At 72.6% G+C, this 20,123-nt stretch carries 18 protein-coding genes; 10 read left to right on the top strand and 8 right to left on the bottom strand.

The window, feature by feature from the left end:
- Nucleotides 1-149 precede the first annotated feature (149 nt).
- From thiC to ACLFMI_RS07910, 7 genes are all read left to right on the top strand, one after another.
- Nucleotides 150-1,829: a phosphomethylpyrimidine synthase ThiC gene (gene thiC / locus ACLFMI_RS07940; RefSeq protein ID WP_410947084.1), complete on the top strand. Its 1,680-nt coding sequence runs from the start codon at nucleotides 150-152 to the stop codon at nucleotides 1,827-1,829.
- 668 nt (nucleotides 1,830-2,497) lie between these two features.
- Entirely contained in the window at nucleotides 2,498-3,349 is an 852-nt protein-coding gene (thiD, locus tag ACLFMI_RS07935) for a bifunctional hydroxymethylpyrimidine kinase/phosphomethylpyrimidine kinase (RefSeq protein WP_410947083.1), read from the top strand.
- A gap of 163 nt (nucleotides 3,350-3,512) precedes the next feature.
- Entirely contained in the window at nucleotides 3,513-5,783 is a 2,271-nt protein-coding gene (locus ACLFMI_RS07930; protein ID WP_410947082.1) for a xanthine dehydrogenase family protein molybdopterin-binding subunit, read from the top strand.
- On the top strand, nucleotides 5,780-6,328 hold the full coding sequence (locus ACLFMI_RS07925; RefSeq protein WP_410947081.1) for a (2Fe-2S)-binding protein: 549 nt from the start codon (nucleotides 5,780-5,782) through the stop codon (nucleotides 6,326-6,328). The genes ACLFMI_RS07930 and ACLFMI_RS07925 overlap by 4 nt, the downstream gene beginning before the upstream one ends.
- Nucleotides 6,325-7,143, top strand: coding sequence for an FAD binding domain-containing protein (locus ACLFMI_RS07920; RefSeq protein WP_410947080.1), 819 nt, complete (start codon nucleotides 6,325-6,327; stop codon nucleotides 7,141-7,143). The genes ACLFMI_RS07925 and ACLFMI_RS07920 overlap by 4 nt, the downstream gene beginning before the upstream one ends.
- Nucleotides 7,144-7,213: 70 nt before the next feature.
- Entirely contained in the window at nucleotides 7,214-7,465 is a 252-nt protein-coding gene (locus tag ACLFMI_RS07915) for a thioredoxin domain-containing protein (RefSeq protein ID WP_410947079.1), read from the top strand.
- A 2-nt stretch (nucleotides 7,466-7,467) separates the two neighbouring features.
- Nucleotides 7,468-7,851: a MerR gene (locus tag ACLFMI_RS07910; RefSeq protein WP_410947078.1), complete on the top strand. Its 384-nt coding sequence runs from the start codon at nucleotides 7,468-7,470 to the stop codon at nucleotides 7,849-7,851.
- Between the two features lie 31 nt (nucleotides 7,852-7,882).
- On the opposite strand, the gene ACLFMI_RS07905 is transcribed toward ACLFMI_RS07910, so the two are convergent.
- The 3 genes from ACLFMI_RS07905 to ACLFMI_RS07895 all read right to left on the bottom strand — a co-directional run bounded on the left by ACLFMI_RS07905 (nucleotide 7,883) and on the right by ACLFMI_RS07895 (nucleotide 10,996).
- On the bottom strand, nucleotides 7,883-8,524 hold the full coding sequence (locus ACLFMI_RS07905; protein WP_410947077.1) for a response regulator: 642 nt from the start codon (nucleotides 8,522-8,524) through the stop codon (nucleotides 7,883-7,885).
- A 59-nt stretch (nucleotides 8,525-8,583) separates the two neighbouring features.
- Nucleotides 8,584-9,654, bottom strand: coding sequence for an iron-siderophore ABC transporter substrate-binding protein (locus ACLFMI_RS07900; RefSeq protein WP_410947076.1), 1,071 nt, complete (start codon nucleotides 9,652-9,654; stop codon nucleotides 8,584-8,586).
- Nucleotides 9,655-9,778: 124 nt separating this feature from the next.
- Nucleotides 9,779-10,996 carry a sensor histidine kinase gene (locus tag ACLFMI_RS07895; protein ID WP_410947075.1) on the bottom strand — a complete coding sequence of 406 codons (1,218 nt, stop codon included), beginning with the start codon at nucleotides 10,994-10,996 and terminating at the stop codon, nucleotides 9,779-9,781.
- 64 nt (nucleotides 10,997-11,060) lie between these two features.
- On the opposite strand from ACLFMI_RS07895, the gene ACLFMI_RS07890 reads away from it, so the two are divergent.
- Complete coding sequence (locus tag ACLFMI_RS07890; protein ID WP_410947074.1) at nucleotides 11,061-11,705, top strand: hypothetical protein; 645 nt, start codon at nucleotides 11,061-11,063, stop codon at nucleotides 11,703-11,705.
- Nucleotides 11,695-12,873 (top strand): DUF418 domain-containing protein, encoded by a 1,179-nt coding sequence (locus ACLFMI_RS07885; protein ID WP_410947073.1) that lies wholly within the window; start codon nucleotides 11,695-11,697, stop codon nucleotides 12,871-12,873. Before ACLFMI_RS07890 ends, ACLFMI_RS07885 begins: the two co-directional genes overlap by 11 nt.
- Here ACLFMI_RS07885 and mftM read toward each other — a convergent pair.
- The 5 genes from mftM to mdo form a co-directional block, all read right to left on the bottom strand.
- Nucleotides 12,827-13,537 (bottom strand): mycofactocin oligosaccharide methyltransferase MftM, encoded by a 711-nt coding sequence (gene mftM, locus ACLFMI_RS07880; protein ID WP_410947072.1) that lies wholly within the window; start codon nucleotides 13,535-13,537, stop codon nucleotides 12,827-12,829. The genes ACLFMI_RS07885 and mftM overlap by 47 nt on opposite strands.
- Before the next feature lie 103 nt (nucleotides 13,538-13,640).
- Nucleotides 13,641-14,813 (bottom strand): lactate 2-monooxygenase, encoded by a 1,173-nt coding sequence (locus tag ACLFMI_RS07875; protein ID WP_410947071.1) that lies wholly within the window; start codon nucleotides 14,811-14,813, stop codon nucleotides 13,641-13,643.
- A gap of 91 nt (nucleotides 14,814-14,904) precedes the next feature.
- Nucleotides 14,905-16,446: a VWA domain-containing protein gene (locus ACLFMI_RS07870; RefSeq protein WP_410947070.1), complete on the bottom strand. Its 1,542-nt coding sequence runs from the start codon at nucleotides 16,444-16,446 to the stop codon at nucleotides 14,905-14,907.
- Between the two features lie 13 nt (nucleotides 16,447-16,459).
- Entirely contained in the window at nucleotides 16,460-17,731 is a 1,272-nt protein-coding gene (locus tag ACLFMI_RS07865) for an AAA family ATPase (protein WP_410947069.1), read from the bottom strand.
- Between the two features lie 134 nt (nucleotides 17,732-17,865).
- Nucleotides 17,866-19,158 carry an NDMA-dependent methanol dehydrogenase gene (gene mdo / locus ACLFMI_RS07860; protein WP_410947068.1) on the bottom strand — a complete coding sequence of 431 codons (1,293 nt, stop codon included), beginning with the start codon at nucleotides 19,156-19,158 and terminating at the stop codon, nucleotides 17,866-17,868.
- A gap of 344 nt (nucleotides 19,159-19,502) precedes the next feature.
- Between mdo and ACLFMI_RS07855 the strand changes: the two genes are divergently transcribed.
- Nucleotides 19,503-20,030: a copper chaperone PCu(A)C gene (locus ACLFMI_RS07855; protein ID WP_410947067.1), complete on the top strand. Its 528-nt coding sequence runs from the start codon at nucleotides 19,503-19,505 to the stop codon at nucleotides 20,028-20,030.
- Nucleotides 20,031-20,123 lie beyond the last annotated feature (93 nt).

The raw sequence follows: 20,123 nt of genomic DNA, 5'->3' as shown, positions 1-20,123 counted from the left end.
GCGCCCGACGGTGCTTACGGTACGACGCGCACCACCCCACATCTGAACACGCGGGAGCTCCGTCGCGCGGGGCTGAGAGGGCGACACACCGGATCACGGTCGCCGACCGCAGAACCAGCCGGGTAATGCCGGCGAGGGAGGAAGTCGCCATGACGACTGCACCGGAACACGCGCGTCCGCAGGTCACCACCGGCCCGATCCAGGGTTCGACGAAGGCCTACGTGGACGGACCGGACGACCTGCGGGTCCCGGTCCGCCGGATCGCGCTCAGCAACGGTGAGCACCACGACGTCTACGACACCTCCGGCCCCTACACCGACTCCGAGGCCACGATCGACGTGCGGTCGGGACTGCTCGCACTGCGGTCGGGCTGGAACGGGGGCCGAGAGGAGCGCAGGCGGAACGAGAATCAGAGCAGCGAGGAGCCGGGGACCCAGCTGTCGTACGCCCGGGCGGGGGTGATCACACCCGAGATGCGGTTCATCGCGGTCCGCGAGGGCTGCGACGCCGAGCTGGTCCGCTCCGAGGTCGCCCGCGGTCGCGCGGTGATCCCGGCCAACGTGAACCACCCCGAGTCCGAGCCGATGATCGTCGGCAAGCGGTTCCTCACGAAGGTCAACGCCAACATCGGCAACTCCGCGGTGACGTCGTCGATCGAGGAGGAGGTGGACAAGATGGTGTGGGCGACCCGGTGGGGCGCCGACACCGTGATGGACCTGTCCACCGGCCGCGACATCCACGAGACCCGCGAGCGGATCGTCCGCAACTCGCCGGTCCCGATCGGCACCGTGCCGATCTACCAGGCGCTGGAGAAGGTGGACTCGGACCCGGCGAAGCTGACCTGGGAGATCTACCGGGACACCGTGATCGAGCAGTGCGAGCAGGGCGTCGACTACATGACGGTGCACGCCGGTGTGCTGCTGCGGCACGTCCCGCTGACCGCGAAGCGGGTCACCGGGATCGTCTCCCGCGGCGGGTCGATCATGGCCGCGTGGTGCCTGGCGCAGCACCGCGAGTCGTTCCTCTACACCCGCTTCTCCGAGCTGTGCGAGATCCTGCGCCGCTACGACGTCACCTTCTCGCTCGGCGACGGCCTGCGTCCCGGCTCGATCGCCGACGCCAACGACGAGGCACAGCTCGCCGAGCTCGCGGTGCTGGGCGAGCTGACCGGGATCGCGAAGGCGCACGACGTCCAGGTGATGATCGAGGGCCCGGGGCACGTCCCGATGGACAAGATCGTCGAGAACGTGCGGCTGGAGGAGAAGTGGTGCGACGAGGCGCCGTTCTACACCCTCGGCCCGCTGGCCACCGACATCGCGCCCGGCTACGACCACATCACCTCGGCGATCGGCGCCGCCCGGATCGCCGAGGCCGGTACCGCGATGCTCTGCTACGTCACGCCCAAGGAGCACCTCGGCCTGCCGGACCGGGACGACGTCAAGGTCGGCGTGATCAGCTACAAGATCGCCGCGCATGCCGCGGACCTGGCCAAGGGCCACCCGCACGCCCAGGCCCGGGACGACGCCCTGAGCCAGGCACGGTTCGAGTTCCGCTGGCGCGACCAGTTCGCGCTGTCCCTGGACCCGGACACCGCGCAGGGCTACCACGACCAGACGCTGCCGGCGGAGCCCGCGAAGACCGCGCACTTCTGCTCGATGTGCGGGCCGAAGTTCTGCTCGATGAAGATCACCCAGGACGTCCGGGACTACGCCGAGGCGCACGGCCTGACCAGTGTCGAGGCGATCGAGGCCGGGATGGACGAGAAGGCCGAGGAGTTCCGCGACGAGGGCGGCCGGGTGTACCTGCCGATCTCGTCCGCCGGGGACTGACCGGGACCGAGTGTGGCGAAGCGGTCGTCGACGCGGCCCGTTTCGCAACGCTCGACGGTCAGCGCAGCGCGTCGAGATCCAGGTCGACCCGGAACGGCTCGGTCGCGGCGTGGCGACCGGTGACGACGCCGCCGTCGGCGTAGCCGAACTCACCGGCCAGGTGGCAGGCGAGCAGGGAGACGGGCTCTCCGAGGTCGACGATCCAGTAGTGACCGATCCCGGCGTCGGCGTACTCGCCGCGCTCGGTGATGTGGTCGGTCCGGCGGTGCGAGCTGCAGGTCGATGTCGAGGTCGGTGAGGGCCTCGAACCTCGGCGGCAGCTGGTCCCGCAGCTGGAATGCGATCTCCATCGCCGCGTGGTTGTGGTCGGGAGCCGGACCCGGTGACATCAGAACCCGACCTTCGTGGCCAGGGTCCGGGCACCGGCCCGATCGGCTCCGCAGGCTGAGCGGACATGGGCTCACCTCCTCGACACGGGGTCTCCCGCGCGGCACCGACGACTCCCGGTCGTCGCGACACCGCGGCCCGGGCCCGGTTACGGTCGTCGGAACACGCAGGACGCGGGAGCTCGCGGGCGAGCGGGCTGAGAGGGCGGCTGGGGTCCGGACCGGACCACCGCCGCCGACCGCGGAACCGGCCGGGTAATGCCGGCCAGGGAGGAGCTCGACATGGAACCCACCGTCGGCGTCACCCCACCGCGGGTCCTGACGATCGCCGGCACCGACTCCGGCGGCGGCGCCGGGATCGCCGCCGACCTGCGCGCGTTCGCCGCGTGCGGGGTGCACGGCTGCCTCGCCGTGTGCGCGGTGACCGTGCAGAACTCGGTCGGCGTCTCTGGCGTGCACACGATCCCGGCCGGCACGGTCGCCGCGCAGATCGGCACCGTCGCCTCCGACATCGGGCTGCAGGCGGCCAAGACCGGGATGCTCGCCGACGCCGAGATCATCGACGCGGTCGCGACGGCCTGCGACGAGCACGGCATCGGCGCGGGCCGCACCACCCCGTTCGTCGTCGACCCGGTCGCCGCGTCCATGCACGGCGACCCGCTGCTCGCCGCGGAGGCCCTCGACGCCTACCGGCACACCCTGTTCCCGCGGGCCACCCTGGTCACCCCGAACCTGGACGAGATCCGGCTGCTGGTCGAGCACGACATCCGGGACCGGGACGGCCAGTACGCCGCGGCGGAGGCGCTGCACGCCCTCGGGCCGGGGGCCGTCCTGGTCAAGGGCGGGCACCTCACCGGCGACGCCGACGGCTGCCTCGACCTGCTCTACGACGGCGCGACGTTCGTCGAGCTGCCCGGGCCGCGGTTCGACACCGGCCACACCCATGGCGGCGGCGACTCGCTGGCCGCGGCGACCGCGTCCGGGCTGGCCCGCGGCCTGTCCCTGGAGGCCGCGGTCCGGTTCGGCAAGCGCTACATCGTCGAGGCGGTCCGGCACTCCTACCCGCTGGGCGCCGGGCACGGACCGGTCTCCCCGCTGTGGGCGGTCCGGCCGTGGTGGGACGACCCGGCGTAGGTCCGATCCGTGTCAGGGTTCCTGATGCTCGGATCTCCGGCCGAGCTGTGCGCCGCGTCTGCGGGGTCGGAGACCCCACAGCCGGTAAGGGTGCCCTGACCTGCGATTCGGCGCGCGTGACGCGCCTCGCCGTGGTCGGTCGGCGCGTATACGCTCGCGCCCGATGAGCATCTTGGGCACCCGCGTCGTCCGCACCGAGGATCCGGTCTTCCTCACGCGCGGCGCGACCTACACCGACGATCTGACGGACGAGCGGCTGACCGGGGCGTTGCATCTGACGCTCGTCCGCTCCCCGCTGGCGCACGCGACGATCACCTCGATCGACCCCTCCGGGGCGCTGGAGTCGCCCGGAGTCGTCGCCGTGGTCACCGGCGCGGACCTCGACATCGCCCCGGCCCTGCTGTTCCCTGGGGCGAACAAGGCGATGACGCGGCAGTTCCTGGCCACCGACCGGGTCCGGTTCGTCGGCGAGCCGGTCGCCGCGGTGCTGACCGAGGACTACTACCAGGGCGAGGACGCCGCCGAGCTGGTCGACGTGGAGTACGAGCCGCTGCCCGCGGTGATCGACCCGCTGGCCGCGGCGCGCGACGAGACCCTGCTGTTCCCCGAGGCCGGTACCAACACCGCCGCCGCCTACAACCACGACGAGGAGCCGGACCCGGACTGGTTCGCCGGGTGCGAGGTCGTGGTCAGCCAGGACCTGGTGAACCAGCGCCTGGCCGCTGCGCCGCTGGAGACCCGGGCCGCCAGCGCCTTCTGGGAGGGCGACCGGGTCACGATCTACCTGTCCAACCAGAACGCCCAGGACGGCCGGGACCAGATCGCCGACTGGCTGGGCATGGACAAGGAGAAGGTCCGGGTGATCCTCCCGGACGTCGGCGGCGGGTTCGGTGCCAAGATCGGCTCCGACCCGGAGTTCGCGCTCGTCGCCTGGCTCGCCCGCCGGCAGGGCCGTCCGGTCCGCTGGAACGAGTCCCGCTCGGAGAACATGACCGGGATGGTGCAGGGCCGCGCCCAGCGCCAGACCGTCACGATCGGCGGCACCCGCGAGGGCCGGATCACCCACTACCGGCTCGACGTCGTGCAGGATCTCGGCGCCTACCCGCGGCTGGGAACCTTCCTGCCGATGTTCACCCGGATGATGGCGCCCGGCACCTACGACATCGAGAACGTCGAGTCGCGTGCCCGGACCGTCGTCACCAACACCACCTCGGTCGCCGCCTACCGCGGTGCCGGCCGCCCCGAGGCGACCGCCGCCATCGAGCGGGCGGTGGACCTGTTCGCCGCCGAGCTCGGCAAGGACCCGGCCGAGCTGCGCAAGCTCAACGTCGTCGCCCCGGAGAAGTTCCCGTTCCAGACCAAGGGCGGGGTCGAGTACGACTCCGGCGAGTTCGCCAAGGCGATCGACCTGGCGCTGGAGAAGTCGGGGTACCAGCGGCTGCGCGCCGAGCAGCAGGCCCGCCGCGAGCGCGGCGACGTCCGCCAGCTCGGCATCGGCGTGTCGTCCTACGTGGAGATCACCGGCGGCGGCGCGTTCGCCGAGGACGCCTCGGTCGAGGTGCACGCCGACGGCTCGGTCACCGTGCTGACCGGCACCTCCCCGCACGGTCAGGGGCACGCCACCGCGTGGGCGATGCTCGCCTCGGACCAGCTCGGCGTCCCGCTCGACAAGATCACCGTCAAGCACGGCGACACCGACCTGGTGCCCCGCGGGGGCGGGACGATGGGCTCGCGGAGCCTGCAGACCGGTGGCGTCGCGGTGCACCAGGCCTCGACCGAGCTGATCGAGGAGGCCAAGCAGCGCGCGGCCGACCTGCTCGAGGCCTCGGTGGACGACCTGGAGCTCGACCCGGCGAACGCCGCGATCACGGTCAAGGGGGTGCCCGGCGCGAAGAGCGTCACGCTCGCCGAGCTGGCGGGCGCCGAGCAGCTCAAGGTCGACACCACCTGGGACGGCAAGAAGCCGACCTTCCCGTTCGGCGCGCACGTCTGCGTGGTCGAGGTGGACACCGAGTCCGGCAAGGTCACCGTCGAGAAGATCTTCGCGGTGGACGACGCCGGCCCCATCCTCAACCCGCTGCTCTGCGACGGGCAGCGGCACGGCGGCATCGCCCAGGGCATCGCCCAGGCGCTGCTGGAGGAGGTCGTCTACGACGAGGAGGGCCAGCCGCTGACCGGGACGTTCGCCGACTACGGCATCCCGTCGGCGGCCGAGCTGCCCAGCTTCGACCTGATCGAGATGACCACCCGCACCCCGGTGAACCCGATGGGCTACAAGGGCATCGGCGAGGCCGGGACGATCGGTTCCACCCCCGCCACCCAGAGCGCCGTCATCGATGCCCTGTCCCACCTCGGCATCCGCCACATCGACATGCCCCTGACCCCGCTGCGGGTCTGGGAGGCCGTCCACTCCGCTTCGGAGGGAAGCAAGTGAAGGTAGAGATCACCGTCAACGGCGAGGCGACCACCGCCGACGTCGAGCCCCGGCAGCTGCTCGCGCACTACCTGCGCGAGGACGTCGGGCTGAAGGCCACCAACATCGGCTGCGACACCACCTCCTGCGGCGCGTGCACCGTGCTGCTCGACGGCGAGGCCGTGAAGTCCTGCACGGTGCTCTCGGTGCAGGCCGACCAGCAGACCGTCACCACGATGGAGGGCCTCGAGGGCGCCGCCGACGGGCGCCCGGAGCACCCGGTCACCGCGGCGTTCCACGCCGAGCACGGCCTGCAGTGCGGGTTCTGCACCCCGGGCATGGTCATGGCCGCGGAGTCGCTGATCAGCCACGACGACGACCTCGACGAGCGCAAGGTCCGGGAGGGGCTGGAGGGCAACCTCTGCCGCTGCACCGGCTATCACAACATCGTCCGCGCCGTGCTGGTCGCGGCCGGCAAGGACCCGGACGCCGAGCAGCGGGCCGAGGCCGAGTCCGACGCTCTGCGCACCGCGCCCGGCTTCTCCCGTGGGGAGGCCGGCGCATGATCCCCCTCGCGTTCGACTACGCCCGCCCGGACACCGTCGAGGCCGCGATCGCGCTGCTCGCCGAGAAGGGCGAGGACGCCAGCGTCCTGGCCGGCGGGCACTCGCTGATCCCGGTGATGAAGGTGCGCCTCGGTGCGCCCGAGTTCCTGATCGACATCGGCCGGCTGCCCGAGCTGAGCTACATCCGGGTCGAGGGTGACGAGGTCGCCATCGGTGCCGGCACCAAGCACCGCGACGTCGTGAACTCCCAGGACCTCGCCGCCGAGTGCCCGCTGCTGCCGGCCGTGGCCCGCACCGTCGGGGACCCGCAGATCCGGGCCCGGGGCACCCTGGGTGGCACGCTCGCGCACGCCGACCCGGCCGCGGACCTGCCGGCCGCCGTGCTGGCGCTGGACGGCACGATCGTGCTGCAGGGCCCGCGCGGGCGCCGCAGCGTGCCGATCGGCGAGTTCTACACCGGGGTGTTCACCAGCGTCCGGGAGCCGGACGAGCTGATCGTCGAGATCCGGGTCCCGCGCTGCGGGGACCGGAACTGGGCGTACGAGAAGTTCACCCGCCGGTCCAACGACTGGGGGATCGTCGGCGTCGCGATCTCCGACGACCGGATCGGCCTGGTCAACATGGGCTCGACCGCGCTGCGGGCGACCGCCACCGAGCAGGCGCTCGCGGACGGGAGGACGATCGCCGAGGCGGCCGCGCTGGCCGCCGAGGGGACCGAGCCGCCGTCCGACTCGCACGGCACTCCGGAGTACCGGACGCACCTGGTGCAGGTCCTGGTCCGCCGCGCCCTGGAGACGGCGCACGGCCGGCGCTGAGCCGCGCCCGTCGGGCCCTGTCTAGCGTGCTAGACACTTGCGTGTCTAGAACGCTAGACTTATTCTTGTGGTGAACAAGCGGACGAAGCTTCCGCAGACCCTGCAGACGGTGCGGAAGGTCGCCCGGAAGTACGGCCTCACCGTCGAGGAGACCACCGGAGGGAAGGGGTCCCACCGTAGCTACGTCCTCGTCAACGGCGACGGTGAGACGGTCGGGTCATTCGGCCTCACCGACCACCCGAAGGAACAATCCTGGACTGTCCTGCGGGGTCTGGAGAACGGGCTGGAGCCACTGTTCGGGCCGAAGTGGATGGAGAAGTAGCGATGGCCGCATACGCCGTGAACGTCACTCGTGAGGACGGTATGTGGGTCGCCGTCGTCGGCGGCCTGCCGGTCAACACCTTCGCCGCTTACGAGATCGACCATTTCAGCGAGCTCGACGATGCGGTGCGCAGCGGCCTGGCGGATCTGATCGGCGACGACGACTTCCATCTCGACTGGCACTTCTCCGGTAGCGGGCTGGAGTTCACCGAGTCGCTCGTCCAGGCGCTCGAAGCAGCCGACGAAGCCGAACGGAGCCGGGAAGCGCTGGCCCGGTCCCGCTCCGCCGCGATCCAGAAGATGCGCCTGGCGGGGCTGTCGCTGCGTGACATCGCCGACGCGCTCCAGATGTCGCACCAACGGGTGTCGCAACTGGTGAGCACCTGACGGTGAGCCGACCCGTGGCCGGGCCGGTGGCTCACACCAGCCCGGCCTCCTGGGCGGCGATCGCGGCCTGGGTGCGCGAGCGCAGCCCGAGCTTGGCCAGAACCCGGGACACGTGCGTCTTCGTGGTCCCCTCCGAGATCGTCAGCTCCGCTGACAGGTCCGCATTGGACAGTCCGCGGCCGAGGCCGGCGAGCACGTCGGCCTCGCGGGCGGTCAGCGTGTCCAGCCCCGGTACCGACGACGGCTGCGGGGCCCCGGCGTAACGCGAGATCACCCGCCGGGTGATCTCCGGGGCCAGCACCCCGTCGCCGCGGGCGACGGCGCGCACTCCCTCGGTCAACCGCGCCGCGTCCACCGACTTCAGCAGGAAGCCGGCCGCTCCGGCGGCGAGCGCGCCGTCGACCAGCTCGTCGAGGTCGAAGGTGGTCAGTACCAGCACCTGGGCCGACCCCGTGGCGAGGATCCGGCGGGTCGCCTCGATCCCGTCGACGCCGGGCATCCGGATGTCCATCAGCACCACGTCCGGCCGGTGCTCGGCCGCCGCACGCACCGCGGAGAGCCCGTCCGCGGCCTCGGCGACCACCTCGATGTCCGCGGCCGAGCCCAGGATCAACACCAGCCCGGTCCGGACCGCGTCCTGGTCGTCGGCCACCAGCACCCGCACCCGTTCCACGGCCCCATCCCAGCACGGCGCGGGGCCGCCCGCGTCGGTCGAACGATGCACGGGCCCGGTCAGGTCGCGGCGGGCACCGGGGTCGCGGGGTCGCCGTCGAGCGCGGCGACGATCCGCGGCACCGCCTCGTCGAGAGCCTTGGGCAGGCTCAGCACCGAGCCGAACGACAGCGTCCCGTTCAGCGTGCTCAGCTCGGGCATCAGCACCGCGCGACCCTCCCGGGCGACCCGCAGCCCGGCCACCACCGGGTCGGTGGCGAAGCGGTCCGTAGCCTGGTCGCCGTACAGCCCGACCAGCAGCACGTCGGCCTCCAGCAGCGAGACCTGCTCGCGGCTGAGCGTCTGCGGCGCCCGCTCCGGGCCGGTGAAGATCGCCTCGGCGGCCGGCGGCAGGGTGAACCCCAGGTCGACGAGGAACCGGGGCGCCGGGCCCTCGGCGTAGAGATAGTAGGAGCCGTCCTCCAGCACGCTGGCCAGCAGCGCGGTCCGACCGGCGAACTCGGGATGCTCGGCCCGGATGGCGGTGAACCGCTGCTCGGCCCCGGCCGTCAGCTGCGCGGCGCGCTCCGGCTGCCCGAGCGCCTGCCCGGTCACCTCCATGATCTTCTGCCAGGGGGCGCCGTAGTCGGCGAACTCGGCCGGCTGCGCCACGGTCGGCGCGATCGCGGAGAGCTGCTCGTAGTCCTCGGCGGTGAGCCCGGCGCTCGGGCCGAGCACCAGGTCGGGTGCCAGCGCGACGATCTGCTCGAGGTTCAGCGCCTCCACCGGCAGCACCTCGGGAACGGTGCCGCCCGCCTGCTCGCGGGCCCACGGCCACAGGGCGCCGGGCTGCTCGCCGAACCAGTCCCGGACGCCCACCGGCACGGTGCCGAGCGCGATGGCGTAGTCGGCGTCGGTGAGGCCGACGGTGACCACCCGGCCGGGGGTGCCGGAGATCTCGGTGCTGCCGAACTTGTGCGCGACCGTGCGGGCCCCGGCATCCCCGGCATCCCCGGCATCCCCGGCACCCCCGGCGTCCCCGCCGTCGCTCTCGGCCGGGCCGGCGCCACCGGCGCAGCCGGCCAGTACGGCGCCGAGCCCGAGGGCCCCGGCGCCGAACAGCAGGGTGCGCCGATCGATGGACAGGGACACGGGGACCTCCGGGGAGACGAGGACGAGGGCGTGGATCGGGACCTGTGGGGCAGGACCCGGACATCACGGACAGCCAAGCCTAAGCTTTCTTCGTGGCCGGGGCGATGGTCGGGCCGCGTGACGGTCACGACGCGGAGGCGGCCCCGTCGAACGGCAGCACCGCGCGGACCGCCCAGCCGTCGCCGTCGGGTCCGGCGTCGCACCGCCCGCCGACCGCCCCGGCCCGCTCGGCCAGTCCGGCCAGCCCGGTCCCGGCGCGCGCGCCCGGCGCGTCGGTGACGGGTCCGGCCGCACCGCCGTTGCGGATCTCCAGCCGCAGCGGCTCCCGGGCGGATCCGGCCGCGAGCCGGATCCGGACCGTCGAGCCGGGGGCGTGCTTGACCGCGTTGGTCAGCGACTCCTGCACGATCCGGTAGCCGGTCAGCTCCACCGCCGCCGGTATCGCGAGCCCGGCCGGCCGCTCGTCGTCGAGCCGGACGTCGAGCCCGGCCCGGCGGGCGTCGTCGACCAGGGCATCCAGTTCGGACAACCGGCCGGGTGCGAGCGGCGGGTCCGCGGCGTCCCCGGCCCGCAACAGTCCGATCATCGCCCGCATCTCGCCCAGCGCCGCGACCCCGGACTCCCGGATCGTGCCGAGCACCCGGCGGGCCAGTTCCGGGTCGGTACCGGGCTGCAGCGCCGCCTCGGACTGCAGGGCGATCGCCGAGAGCCGCCCCGCGACGACGTCGTGCAGGTCGCGGGCCATCCGCGCACGTTCCGCGGCGATCGCCGTCTCGCGCTCCCGGGCCGCCGCCCGCGCGGCTTCCGCGGCCCGGGCCCGCTCGAGCTCGGCGAGATCCCGGTGCCGGCGCACCTCGGCACCCCACACCAGCGGTATCCCCACGACCAGGCCCAGGTTGAGCACGCTCAGTACGGCCGTCCGGCCGCCCGCAGTGATCAGCGCGACGAGGGCGAGCACGGCGACGACGATCCCGGCGCTCGCCGCCACGACCCGGGCCGCGCGCCGCGACGGGTACAGGACGGCGCAGTAGAGCAGGTCGGTGAACACCAGCAGCGTCCCGATCTCGGTGCGACCGGTCCAGACCGCCCCGGCGATCAGGGCGCACGTCGCGATCAGGAGCCCGGTCACGGCCTGCACCCGGCGCAGCGGCGCGGCGGCACAGGCCACGACGAGGGTCAGGACCGACCACGTCCCGGGGTCCGGTCCGGGCCGGGGTCCCCAGATGATCGCGATCTCCGGCAGCCACAGCAGCACCCCGACGACGAACCACGCCAGCCCGGTCCCGGCGTCCCGCCGCACGGAGGGCTGCCCCGTGTCCCGGTTCGCCAGGTACGAGATCACCGGCCCATCCCAGCACGACCGCGCGGCCGGGGCGTCCGTCGAACGAGGTACGGCGGGATCGGTCGTGCGCCGGACGATCACGGACGCCGTCGCGAGCACGATCGAGCGTATGGGGGAATCATTGCTCGCCGAGCCACTGGTGTGGCTGATCGGCGCATCCGAGATCGGGTTCTGGGTGTTCCTGCTGGCCGGGCTGGGCGCGCGCTACGTGCTGCGCCGCCCGGGACTGGGAACGGTCCTGCTGCTGGGGGTGCCGCTGATGGACGTCGTGCTGGTCACGGCGTCGGCCGCCGACCTCGCCACCGGCGGAGAGCCGTCCCGGGTGCACGGCCTGGCCGCGCTCTACCTGGGGGTGACGGTCGCGTTCGGGCACTCGCTGGTGCGCTGGGCCGACGTCCGGTTCGCGCACCGGTTCGCCGGTGGCCCGGCACCGGTGAAGCCGCCGCGCGGCGGACCCGCCCGGATGCGCTACGAGTGGCGCGAGTACCGCAAGGTCGGCGCCACCTGGGTGATCACTGCGGGCGTCCTGCTGCTGCTCACCGTGGCCGGCGGCCTGGCGGTCCCGGCGCCGACGGCGTGGTCGGCCGACCCGATGTGGTCCTGGCTGGGGACCGCGACGGTGATCGCCGGGATCTGGCTGGTCGCCGGGCCGCTGTGGGCCACGGTGTTCGGCGGGAAGGACGACCGGGAGGCCGCCGATGTCCGGTGAGCCGGGTGTGCGCACCGAGCCCGGGCAGCGCCTGGCCGCCCCGGACGTGCTCCGCGGGATCGCGATCGCCGGCACCTTCGCCGTCAACGTCTGGCTGTTCGCCGACCCGCGCGGCCCGGGGGCGATCTTCTCCGGGACGGCCGATGGCTGGTGGCTCGACACCGTGCTGCTGTCGCTGGCGAGCGGCAAGTCCCTGGCCCTGCTGACGCTGCTGTTCGGCATCGGGATGGAGCTGCAGTACCGCTCCGCGGTCCGCCGGGGCCTGCGCTGGCCCGGCCGGTACCTGCTCCGGGCCGCGATCCTGTTCGTCGAGGGCCTGCTGCACTACCTGTTGGTGTTCGAGTTCGACGTGCTGATGGGGTACGCAATCGCGTCGATGCTGGTGGCGTGGCTGGTCGGGCGGAGCCGGGCGGTGCGGGTCGCCGCCGGGGCGGTGGCCGGCGGAGTCGTGGTGCTGCTCGTCGGCGGGCTCACCGTGGCGACCAGCGGGCTCTCCGGTGCCGACGTGCCGCTGGCCGCGTACCCGCAGACCTGGACCGGGCAGGTGTGGCAGCGGCTGACCGAGCCGCTGCTCTACCGGATCGAGCTGGTGCTGATCGTGCCCTCGGCGGTGGTGCTGTTCCTGGCCGGGTCGGCGCTGCTGCGGGCCGGGGTGTTCGATCCGGACGGCGCCCGGGTGCGGGCCCGGCTGATGGCGCTCGGGGCGGCCGGCGTCGTGCTCAACACTGCGACGACGCTCGCCGGGCCGGCCTGGTTCATGGTCGAGCGCTACCTCGCGGCACCGCTGGTCGCGTTCGGGGTGCTGGGCCTGGTCCCGGCGGTGCTGCTGCGGATGCGCGGCCCGGCCGGCCGGACCCGGCGCGGTCTGACCGCGCTCGGGCGGGCCGCGATGAGCTGCTACGTCGGGCAGAATCTGGTCGCGGCGGTGCTGTTCCACGCCTGGGGGCTGGGGCTCGCGGGGACCCTCGCCACGGTCGGGCCGCCGGCCCGGACCGCGCTGGTCGTGGCGATCTGGGCGCTGGTGATGACCGGCTCCGCGCTCGTCGCCTCCGGGTGGTTGCGCCGCTACGACCGCGGACCGCTCGAGACCCTCACCCAGTTGTTGCTGGCACGGCCCGCTCTCAGCGGTCGATCACCAGCCAGCCGCCGTGGTGCTCGGAGACCGTGAACCGGTGCCCGGTGCGCTCGCCCATCCGGCGCAGGACACCGGCGTCGAAGATCCGCACGTGCCCCCAGGCCGGGTTCGGCGTGTCCTCGAACGGGACGGCGACGACCACCCGGCGCCGGGCGAGGCGGAGCATCTCGGCGAGGACCTCGTCGCCCTCGGCCGCGGGCAGGTGCTCGATCAGGTGCACCGCGAACACGGTGTCCGCGCAGTCGTCGGGCAGGGCGACCGCGCGGGCGTCGGCGACGTGCGTCTCGACGTCCGCGCCGAGCTGCGGCGCCAGCCGGGTCAGCAGCTCGACGGTGCCGCCGGTGAGATCGGTGGCGGTGACCCGGTGGCCGTCGCGGGCCAGCTGCAGGGACAGGAACCCGAAGCAGCAGCCCAGCTCCAGCACGTCCCCGCCGACGACGAGCGAGCGGGCGCGGGCGTGCACCGGCGCCATCTCGGCGTTCGTCCCGCCCGGTTCGGGCTCGCCGGCCAGCGCGTCCAGGGTGTTGCGGTAGAAGGCCAGCCACGCGTCGTCCGGTGCCTCGGGGTCCTTCGCCGCGCTCGCCACGCAGGCGACGAAGGCGTCCTCGAACCGCTCCGGCGCCAGCAGGCCGGGCCTGACCAGGGTGCGGTCCAGCCAGCCGGCGAGGTCGTTGCTGAGCCGGTCGGTTCCGATCATCGAGGTGCTCCTGGTCCGCGGGCGTGCCACCGCCACGCTAGGCCGCCGCCGCGCCCGCGCACCACGACCCGTCGTCCGGGTCCTCCCCCTCCGGACGGCCGGGTCACCAGCGCTTGCGCAGCGCCGAGCGGGTCAGGTCGGTGATCGCCGGGTAGCCGTCCACGGCCATCAGCAGGTCGGCCTCGGCCAGCAGCGAGCGCAGCACGTGCACGATCCCGTCCTCGCCGCCCAGTGCCAGCCCGTAGGCGTACGGGCGGCCGACGCCGACCGCGGTCGCGCCCAGCGCCAGCGCGAGGACCGCGTCCGCGCCGGTCCGGACGCCGGAGTCGAACAGCACCGGGGCCGCGTCGTCCACCGCGTCCAGCACGTCCGGCAGCATCTCCAGCGCAGGCAGCCCGCCGTCGGCCTGCCGGCCGCCGTGGGTGGAGACGTAGATCCCGTCCGCGCCGCGGTCCAGTGCCCGCCGGGCGTCGTCGGGGTGACAGATGCCCTTGAGCACCAGCGGCAGGTCGGTGAGCCCGCGCAGCCAGGCGAGGTCGTCCCAGGTCACCGGGTGTCCGAAGGTCTGGGCGAACCGGCCGATCGCGGCACCGGGGTCCTGCTCCGGGGATTGCTCCAGCCGGGACCGGAAGACCGGGTCGGAGAAGTAGTTGGCCAGGCAGTGCCCGCGCAGCTGCGGGAAGTTCGAGGTCGACAGGTCCCGCGGACGCCAGCCGGTCACCCAGGTGTCCAGGGTGACCACCAGCGCGGAGAACCCGGCCCGCTCGGCGCGGTGCACCAGGCTCTCGGCCAGCTCGCGGTCCTTCGGGGTGTAGAGCTGGAACATCCCCGGGGTGTCGCCGAGCTCGGCGGCCACGTCCTCCAACGGGTCGTTGGTCAGCGTCGAGGCGACCATCGGCACCCCCGTGCGGGCCGACGCCCGGGCGGTCGCCAGATCACCGTGCCGGTCCTGCGCGCACATCCCGATGACGCCGACCGGGGCCAGGAACAGCGGCGTCGGGTGCGTCCGGCCGAACAGCTCCACCCGCATGTCCCGCTCGGTCGCACCGGCCAGCATCCGCGGCACCAGGCCCCACCGGGAGAACGCCTCGGCGTTGGCCCGCTGGGTCCGCTCGGCGCCCGCACCACCGGCCACGTAGGACCAGACGGTCGGCGGCAGCGCCGCCTCGGCGCGTCGCTCCAGCTCGTCGAAGCTCATCGGCAGGGTCGGGACGCGCCCGCCGAGGCCGGCCCCGTAGATCTCCAGCTGGTAGTCGCCGTACGCCTGTTCCGCCATGTCGCGCATCCTCCCCCAAGCCGCGTCCAGACCGCGCCCGTGAGCGGTTATCGCTGCTCGGACCGCGACAACCACTCACGGGCCGCAGGCCCTACCGGCCGATCAGCTCGCCGGCCATCTCGTTGGTGGTGCTCTCCAGGCCGGAGAGGTCGCGGACGACGCGGACGCGGTCGCAGTGCTCGGCGTAGGCCGGGAGGTCGCAGCGGCCCAGGCCCCACGAGTAGCGCGGTTCCGGGGTCAGCCAGATCGTCTCCCGGGCCCGCCGGGTGATCTCGACGAACGCCTCCATGTTCGGGTCGTTCCCGTTGCCCCGGCCGTCGCCGAGGATCAGCACCGTGGTCCGCCGGGTGACGGCCGAGCCGTGGTCGGACAGGAACTGGCCGAACGCCAGCCCGTAGTGCGAGTTGGCGTCGACGTCGAGCTGGTCGCCGCCGAAGATCAGCCCGAGGGCGTGCTCGACGGGGTGGTCGGCGAACAGCTCGGTGACCTCGACCAGGTCGGCGACGAATGCGAACGAGCGCACCTGCCCGAACAGGTCCTGCAGGCCGTGCACCAGGTGCAGGGTGAACCGGGCGGTGGCCCGCACCGACAGCGAGACGTCGGCCAGCACCACCAGGCGCGGTTTGTCCTCCTGCCGCTGCACCGTGACCGGGTTGAACGGCACCCCGTCGTAGCGCATGTTCCTGCGCATCGTGCGGGCCGAGTCGATCCGCCCGCGCGGGGACACCCGGCGCCGGTGGGTCAGCGCGCCGTGCAGCGACTTCGCGAGGCGGCGCAGCGAGTCCTCCAGCTGCATCCGCTCGGTCTCCGAGGCGCGGTCGACCTCGGCCGCCCGATCGGAGTCGTCGTGGCCCTCGACGATCCGTTGCTCGATCTCGAGCAGCTTCTCCAGGTGCGCCTTGAGCATCTCCGGCAGGTTCTCCAGCACCCCGGTGAGCCGCCGGCGCAGGGCCGCCGCGTCGTCCTCGGTGCCCTGCTCGGCCTCGGAGAGCGCGTCCTCCTCCGAGTTCAGCCAGCCCAGCAGCGCGTCCTGCTGGGCGACCGACAGGTCGGCGTCGACCTGGGTGCCCTGCTGCTGGGAGATCTCGCCCGGGATCCCGCCGCCGGAGAACCGGTCGGTCTCGATCTGGACCCGCTGGCCGTCGGTGGCGTCGTTCGCCTGCTCCTTGGATAGCACGATCTCGTCCGTCATCGACGCGATGTCGATCTTGTTGGCCTCCTGGTGCAGGTTGTACTGCTCGGCCAGGTCCTGCGGGTCGAAGAACTCCTTGATGTCGACCGGGGCGCCGTGGTCGTGCCCCTCCTGCGGGGTCTCCGACGGCTCCTCGGAGAGCGTGAAGTCCTCCAGCGGCGTGTCGTCGGTCATGTCCCCGTGACCGTGCCCATGGCCGTGACCGGTCTCCTGCTCACCGACCTTGACCAGCGAGAAGAACAGGTCGAAGACCTCGTCGTAGGTGGCCTCGTCACGCCGGTCCTTGATCAGCGCGACGCGCAGTGCCTCCTTCAGCACGGACCTGTCCGACAGCACGCCCGGCTGGGCGGCGCAGGCCATCGCGTCCAGTGCCTCGGACACCGAGATGCGTACCGCCCGGATCCGCAGCAGCCGCACGAAGCGGTGGATGCTGGCTTCCACGAGTACCTCCGGCTCAGATCGGGCGCCTGCGGGTGCCGCCGAACGAGCGCGACCCCTGGCCGGGGCTCACCGGACGCGGGCGGGTGCTGCTGCCGGAGGTGACCCCGCCGTAGACCGGGTGCCGTCCCGGCTCGTCCTTCGCGGCCCGCTTGGACCGGCCGTCGACGTCGCCGTCGTCCGGGTCGTCGGACGCCGCGGGCCGGGCGGTCGGGGCAGGAGCGGGGGTAGGGGCGGGCGCGGGTTCGTCGTGCGAGTGGCCCCCGTCGTGCCCGTGCCCGTGCCCGTGGCCGTGTCCGTGGTCGTCGTCGACGACCGCGTTCGGGTCGACCAGGTGCGGGATCGCGTCCATGGCCTTCTTGACGTCCTTGTCGTACTTCACGACGACCGAGACGGTGTCGGAGAGGATCTGCGAGTTCAGCTCGTCGACGCCGAGCACCGCCAGCGTGCGGGCCCAGTCGATCGTCTCGGAGATCGACGGCGACTTGCGCAGCTCCAGCTCGCGCAGCCCGCGCACGACGGTGACGAGCTCCTCGGCCAGCTGGTCGGACAGCCCGGTCTTCTTCGAGCGGACGATCTCCAGCTCGCGCGCCGCGGACGGGTAGTCCAGGAACAGGTGCAGGCAGCGACGCTTCAGCGCGGCGGCCAGATCACGGGTGTTGTTCGAGGTCAGCAGCACGTAGGGGCGGTGCTTCGCGGTGAAGGTCCCGACCTCGGGCACCGAGATCTGGTACTCGCCCAGGGTCTCCAGCAGCACGGCCTCGAGTGCCTCGTCGGCGCGGTCGACCTCGTCGATCAGCAGCACGCAGGGCTGCTCGGAACGGATCGCCTCCAGCAGCGGGCGCGGAGCCAGGAACCGCTCGGAGAAGAAGACGCTCTCCTGGGACCCGACCCGCTCGACGGCCGAGGCCAGGTCGGGGGCGTCCTCGACGACCTGCCCGATCTTCTCGCGCAGGATCTGGGTGTACATGAGCTGCTTGCCGTAGTCCCACTCGTAGAGGGCCTTGGTCTCGTCCTGGCCCTCGTAACACTGCAGGCGCAGCAGGCGGCGGCCGGTGGTCAGCGCCAGCATCTTCGCCAGCTCGGTCTTGCCGACACCGGCGGGGCCCTCCAGCAGCAGCGGCTTGTCCAGCCGGGTGAGCAGGAAGACGGTGGTCGCCAGGCGGGCGTCGGCGATGTAGCCGTGCTCGCGCAGGGCCTCGACGACCTGGTCGACGGATTCGAACGGGCCGCCTGCGCCGATCGCGGCAGCAGCGTCGGTCGCAGAGGGGACGACAGCGTCGGTCACGTTGGGTTACTCCTTCGCGGGCCGCACCGGCGGTGGTGCAGCGGGCCCCGCAGCCGGCGGGCCCACCCGTCACGAGTATCACTCGCGCGGCGTGGGCCCGCTGGTGCGATCGATCAGGTGGACTGGCCGGACGGTCAGGTCAGCAGGTCGTCCAGGTCACCGTTGATGGAGTGCTCGACGACCGGGCGGACGGTCTCGAAGGTGCACTCCTTGGGGTTGGCCGGGGTGCAGGCGTCGCCCAGGACGTGGTTGGTGATCCGGTCGACGTCCGCCGAGTCCCCGACGATCCTCGACGACTTCTCGTAGAACTTGGTCGGGCCCTGGCCGAGCCGGTTCTTCGAGTACGAGTCCTGCGTGACGTCGGCGAACTTCTCCGGGATGCCCACGTCGCGCAGCAGCCGGATGGCGGCGGCCAGCGCGGCGTCGGCGGCCTGCGGCTTGGTCATGCCACGGGTGTCGACGCCCATGGCGTCGGCCATGTCGGCGAAGCGCTCGTAGGCGACCGGCATGTTGAACGCCCACACGCGCGGCAGCGCGATCGCGTTGTTCAGGCCGTGGTGGGTGTCGTAGAACGCCGACACGGCGTGCGAGATCGAGTGGATGATCCCGAGGCCACCGGAGTTGAACGCCTGGGCGGCGATGTACTGCGCGTACATCATGCCCTCGCGCCCGGCGAGGTCCTGGCCGTTCCACACGGCCTGGCGCAGGTGCTGCGCGGTGAGCTTGACCGCGTGCAGCGCGTTGCCCAGCGAGGGCTGGAAGTTCAGCCGCGAGACGTAGGGCTCGGAGGCGTGCGCGAGCACGTCGAAGCCGCACTGCGCGGTGTAGTCGATCGGGCAGTCGTAGTAGAGGACAGGGTCGTCGATGGCGAGGGTGGTCACCGACGTGTCGTCGAACGCCACGTACTTGTGCGGGTTGTCCGGGTCCGTCGTGGTGTCGGTGATGACGTAGGCCCACGAGGTCTCGGACCCGGTGCCGGCCGTCGTGGAGACCGCGATGTGCGGCGGGTTCGCCGGGTTCTCGGACTTGTTGAAGCCCTCGAACTCGTTGACGTTGCGGCCGTCGTGCGCGACCGAGATGCGCGCGCCCTTGCAGGCGTCGTGCGAGGAACCGCCGCCGATGGAGACGAACGAGTCGCAGTGGTTCTGCTGGTAGAGGCCCACAGCGTCCATGACGTTGTAGTCCTTGGGGTTCGACTCGACCTGGTCGTACACGACGACCTCGAGGCCGTGGTACTTCATCGACTCGACGATCTTGTGGACGACATCCGTGCCGCGCAGGCCGGACGTCATCACCAGCGTCTTCTTGAAGCCCAGGTTGAGGGCCTCGGGCCCGATCATCTCGTGCGCGCCGGGGCCCATCAGCGCCCGGGGGAAGGGGTGGAACTCCTTGATGGGGAACGGCTTGAGCAGCTCGTCTACCTGCATGTCAGCCCTCTCTGCGGCAGGCGGATGGGTCGGGTCCGCACGCTAGGGGTGCTGTGGCCGGGAGCACAGGGGTGATCGCGATTACCCCTCGGGCGTCCGGGCAGGAGACCCCTACGAACGGAGGGGGCGGGGTGAGGTCGCCTCCCCCGGGCACGCCGACCGCCCGAAACTCACGGTCCAGCTACATCCGTCGCCCTACGCTCAGCGCCGTTCGGACGACGGCGGGAGCCGGGATGCGCGATGGCCGGTACAGGACGACGGTCGTCGCGGTCGGGTGTGCGCTGGTAGTTCTCCTCAGCGGATGCGGTGCCGGCCAGCTGGCGCAGACCGCGGCACAGGTGACGATGACCAACGGTGCCGAGGGCCGGGTCGGCGGCATCGCGATCCGTGACGCCCAGTTCGGGGCGGACGACCGCTCGGTGGCCGGGGACGCCCTCTACCGGCCAGGACAGGACGTGTCGTTGCAGCTCACGATCGTCCACGACGCGGCAGGGGCGGTCCCCGGCGTCCCGGAGCCGGACCGGTTGATCGAGGTGCAGAGCCCGATCGCCCGGTCGGCCCGCGTCGCCGGGGATACCCGGGTCGCGGCCGGGGAGGTGCTGGTCGCCGGGTACGACCGGGCGGTCGCCTCGGTGACCGTCCCCGGGGCACGCGCGATCGAGATCTCGCTGCTGGGCCTCACCGAGCCGTTGCGGGCGGCCATGACCTATCCGGTGGAGTTCACCTTCGCCCGGGCCGGATCGTTGGTGCTGGAGCTTCCGGTGGAGAACCCGCAGCTCCTCCCGCCGCGGGCCGAGGAATCGGCGGTCTACCCGCTGCCGGAGGTCGGCGACCTCTCGGGCACTCCGGCGGACCCGCGGGCGCCGCGATGAGCGCGTGGCGCGGCACGGCGGCGGTCGCGGCCGGGCAGTTGCTCGCCGACGGCACCGCCACCCACCCCTATCTCGGCGTCCGCCTGGCTCGTC

The organism is Pseudonocardia nantongensis (assembly GCF_046546495.1).
Lineage (GTDB): Bacteria > Actinomycetota > Actinomycetes > Mycobacteriales > Pseudonocardiaceae > Pseudonocardia > Pseudonocardia nantongensis.
This window is presented reverse-complemented; position numbering and strand designations above follow the sequence as displayed.

Coding starts and splice junctions, on each gene's coding strand:
- ACLFMI_RS07930 (WP_410947082.1), top strand. CDS start 3,513: ATGAGCATCTTGGGCACCCGCGTCGTCCGCACCGAGGATCCGGTCTTC.
- ACLFMI_RS07885 (WP_410947073.1), top strand. CDS start 11,695: ATGTCCGGTGAGCCGGGTGTGCGCACCGAGCCCGGGCAGCGCCTGGCC.
- ACLFMI_RS07875 (WP_410947071.1), bottom strand. CDS start 14,813: ATGGCGGAACAGGCGTACGGCGACTACCAGCTGGAGATCTACGGGGCC.
- thiD (WP_410947083.1), top strand. CDS start 2,498: ATGGAACCCACCGTCGGCGTCACCCCACCGCGGGTCCTGACGATCGCC.
- mdo (WP_410947068.1), bottom strand. CDS start 19,158: ATGCAGGTAGACGAGCTGCTCAAGCCGTTCCCCATCAAGGAGTTCCAC.
- thiC (WP_410947084.1), top strand. CDS start 150: ATGACGACTGCACCGGAACACGCGCGTCCGCAGGTCACCACCGGCCCG.
- ACLFMI_RS07855 (WP_410947067.1), top strand. CDS start 19,503: ATGACCAACGGTGCCGAGGGCCGGGTCGGCGGCATCGCGATCCGTGAC.
- mftM (WP_410947072.1), bottom strand. CDS start 13,537: ATGATCGGAACCGACCGGCTCAGCAACGACCTCGCCGGCTGGCTGGAC.
- ACLFMI_RS07910 (WP_410947078.1), top strand. CDS start 7,468: ATGGCCGCATACGCCGTGAACGTCACTCGTGAGGACGGTATGTGGGTC.
- ACLFMI_RS07920 (WP_410947080.1), top strand. CDS start 6,325: ATGATCCCCCTCGCGTTCGACTACGCCCGCCCGGACACCGTCGAGGCC.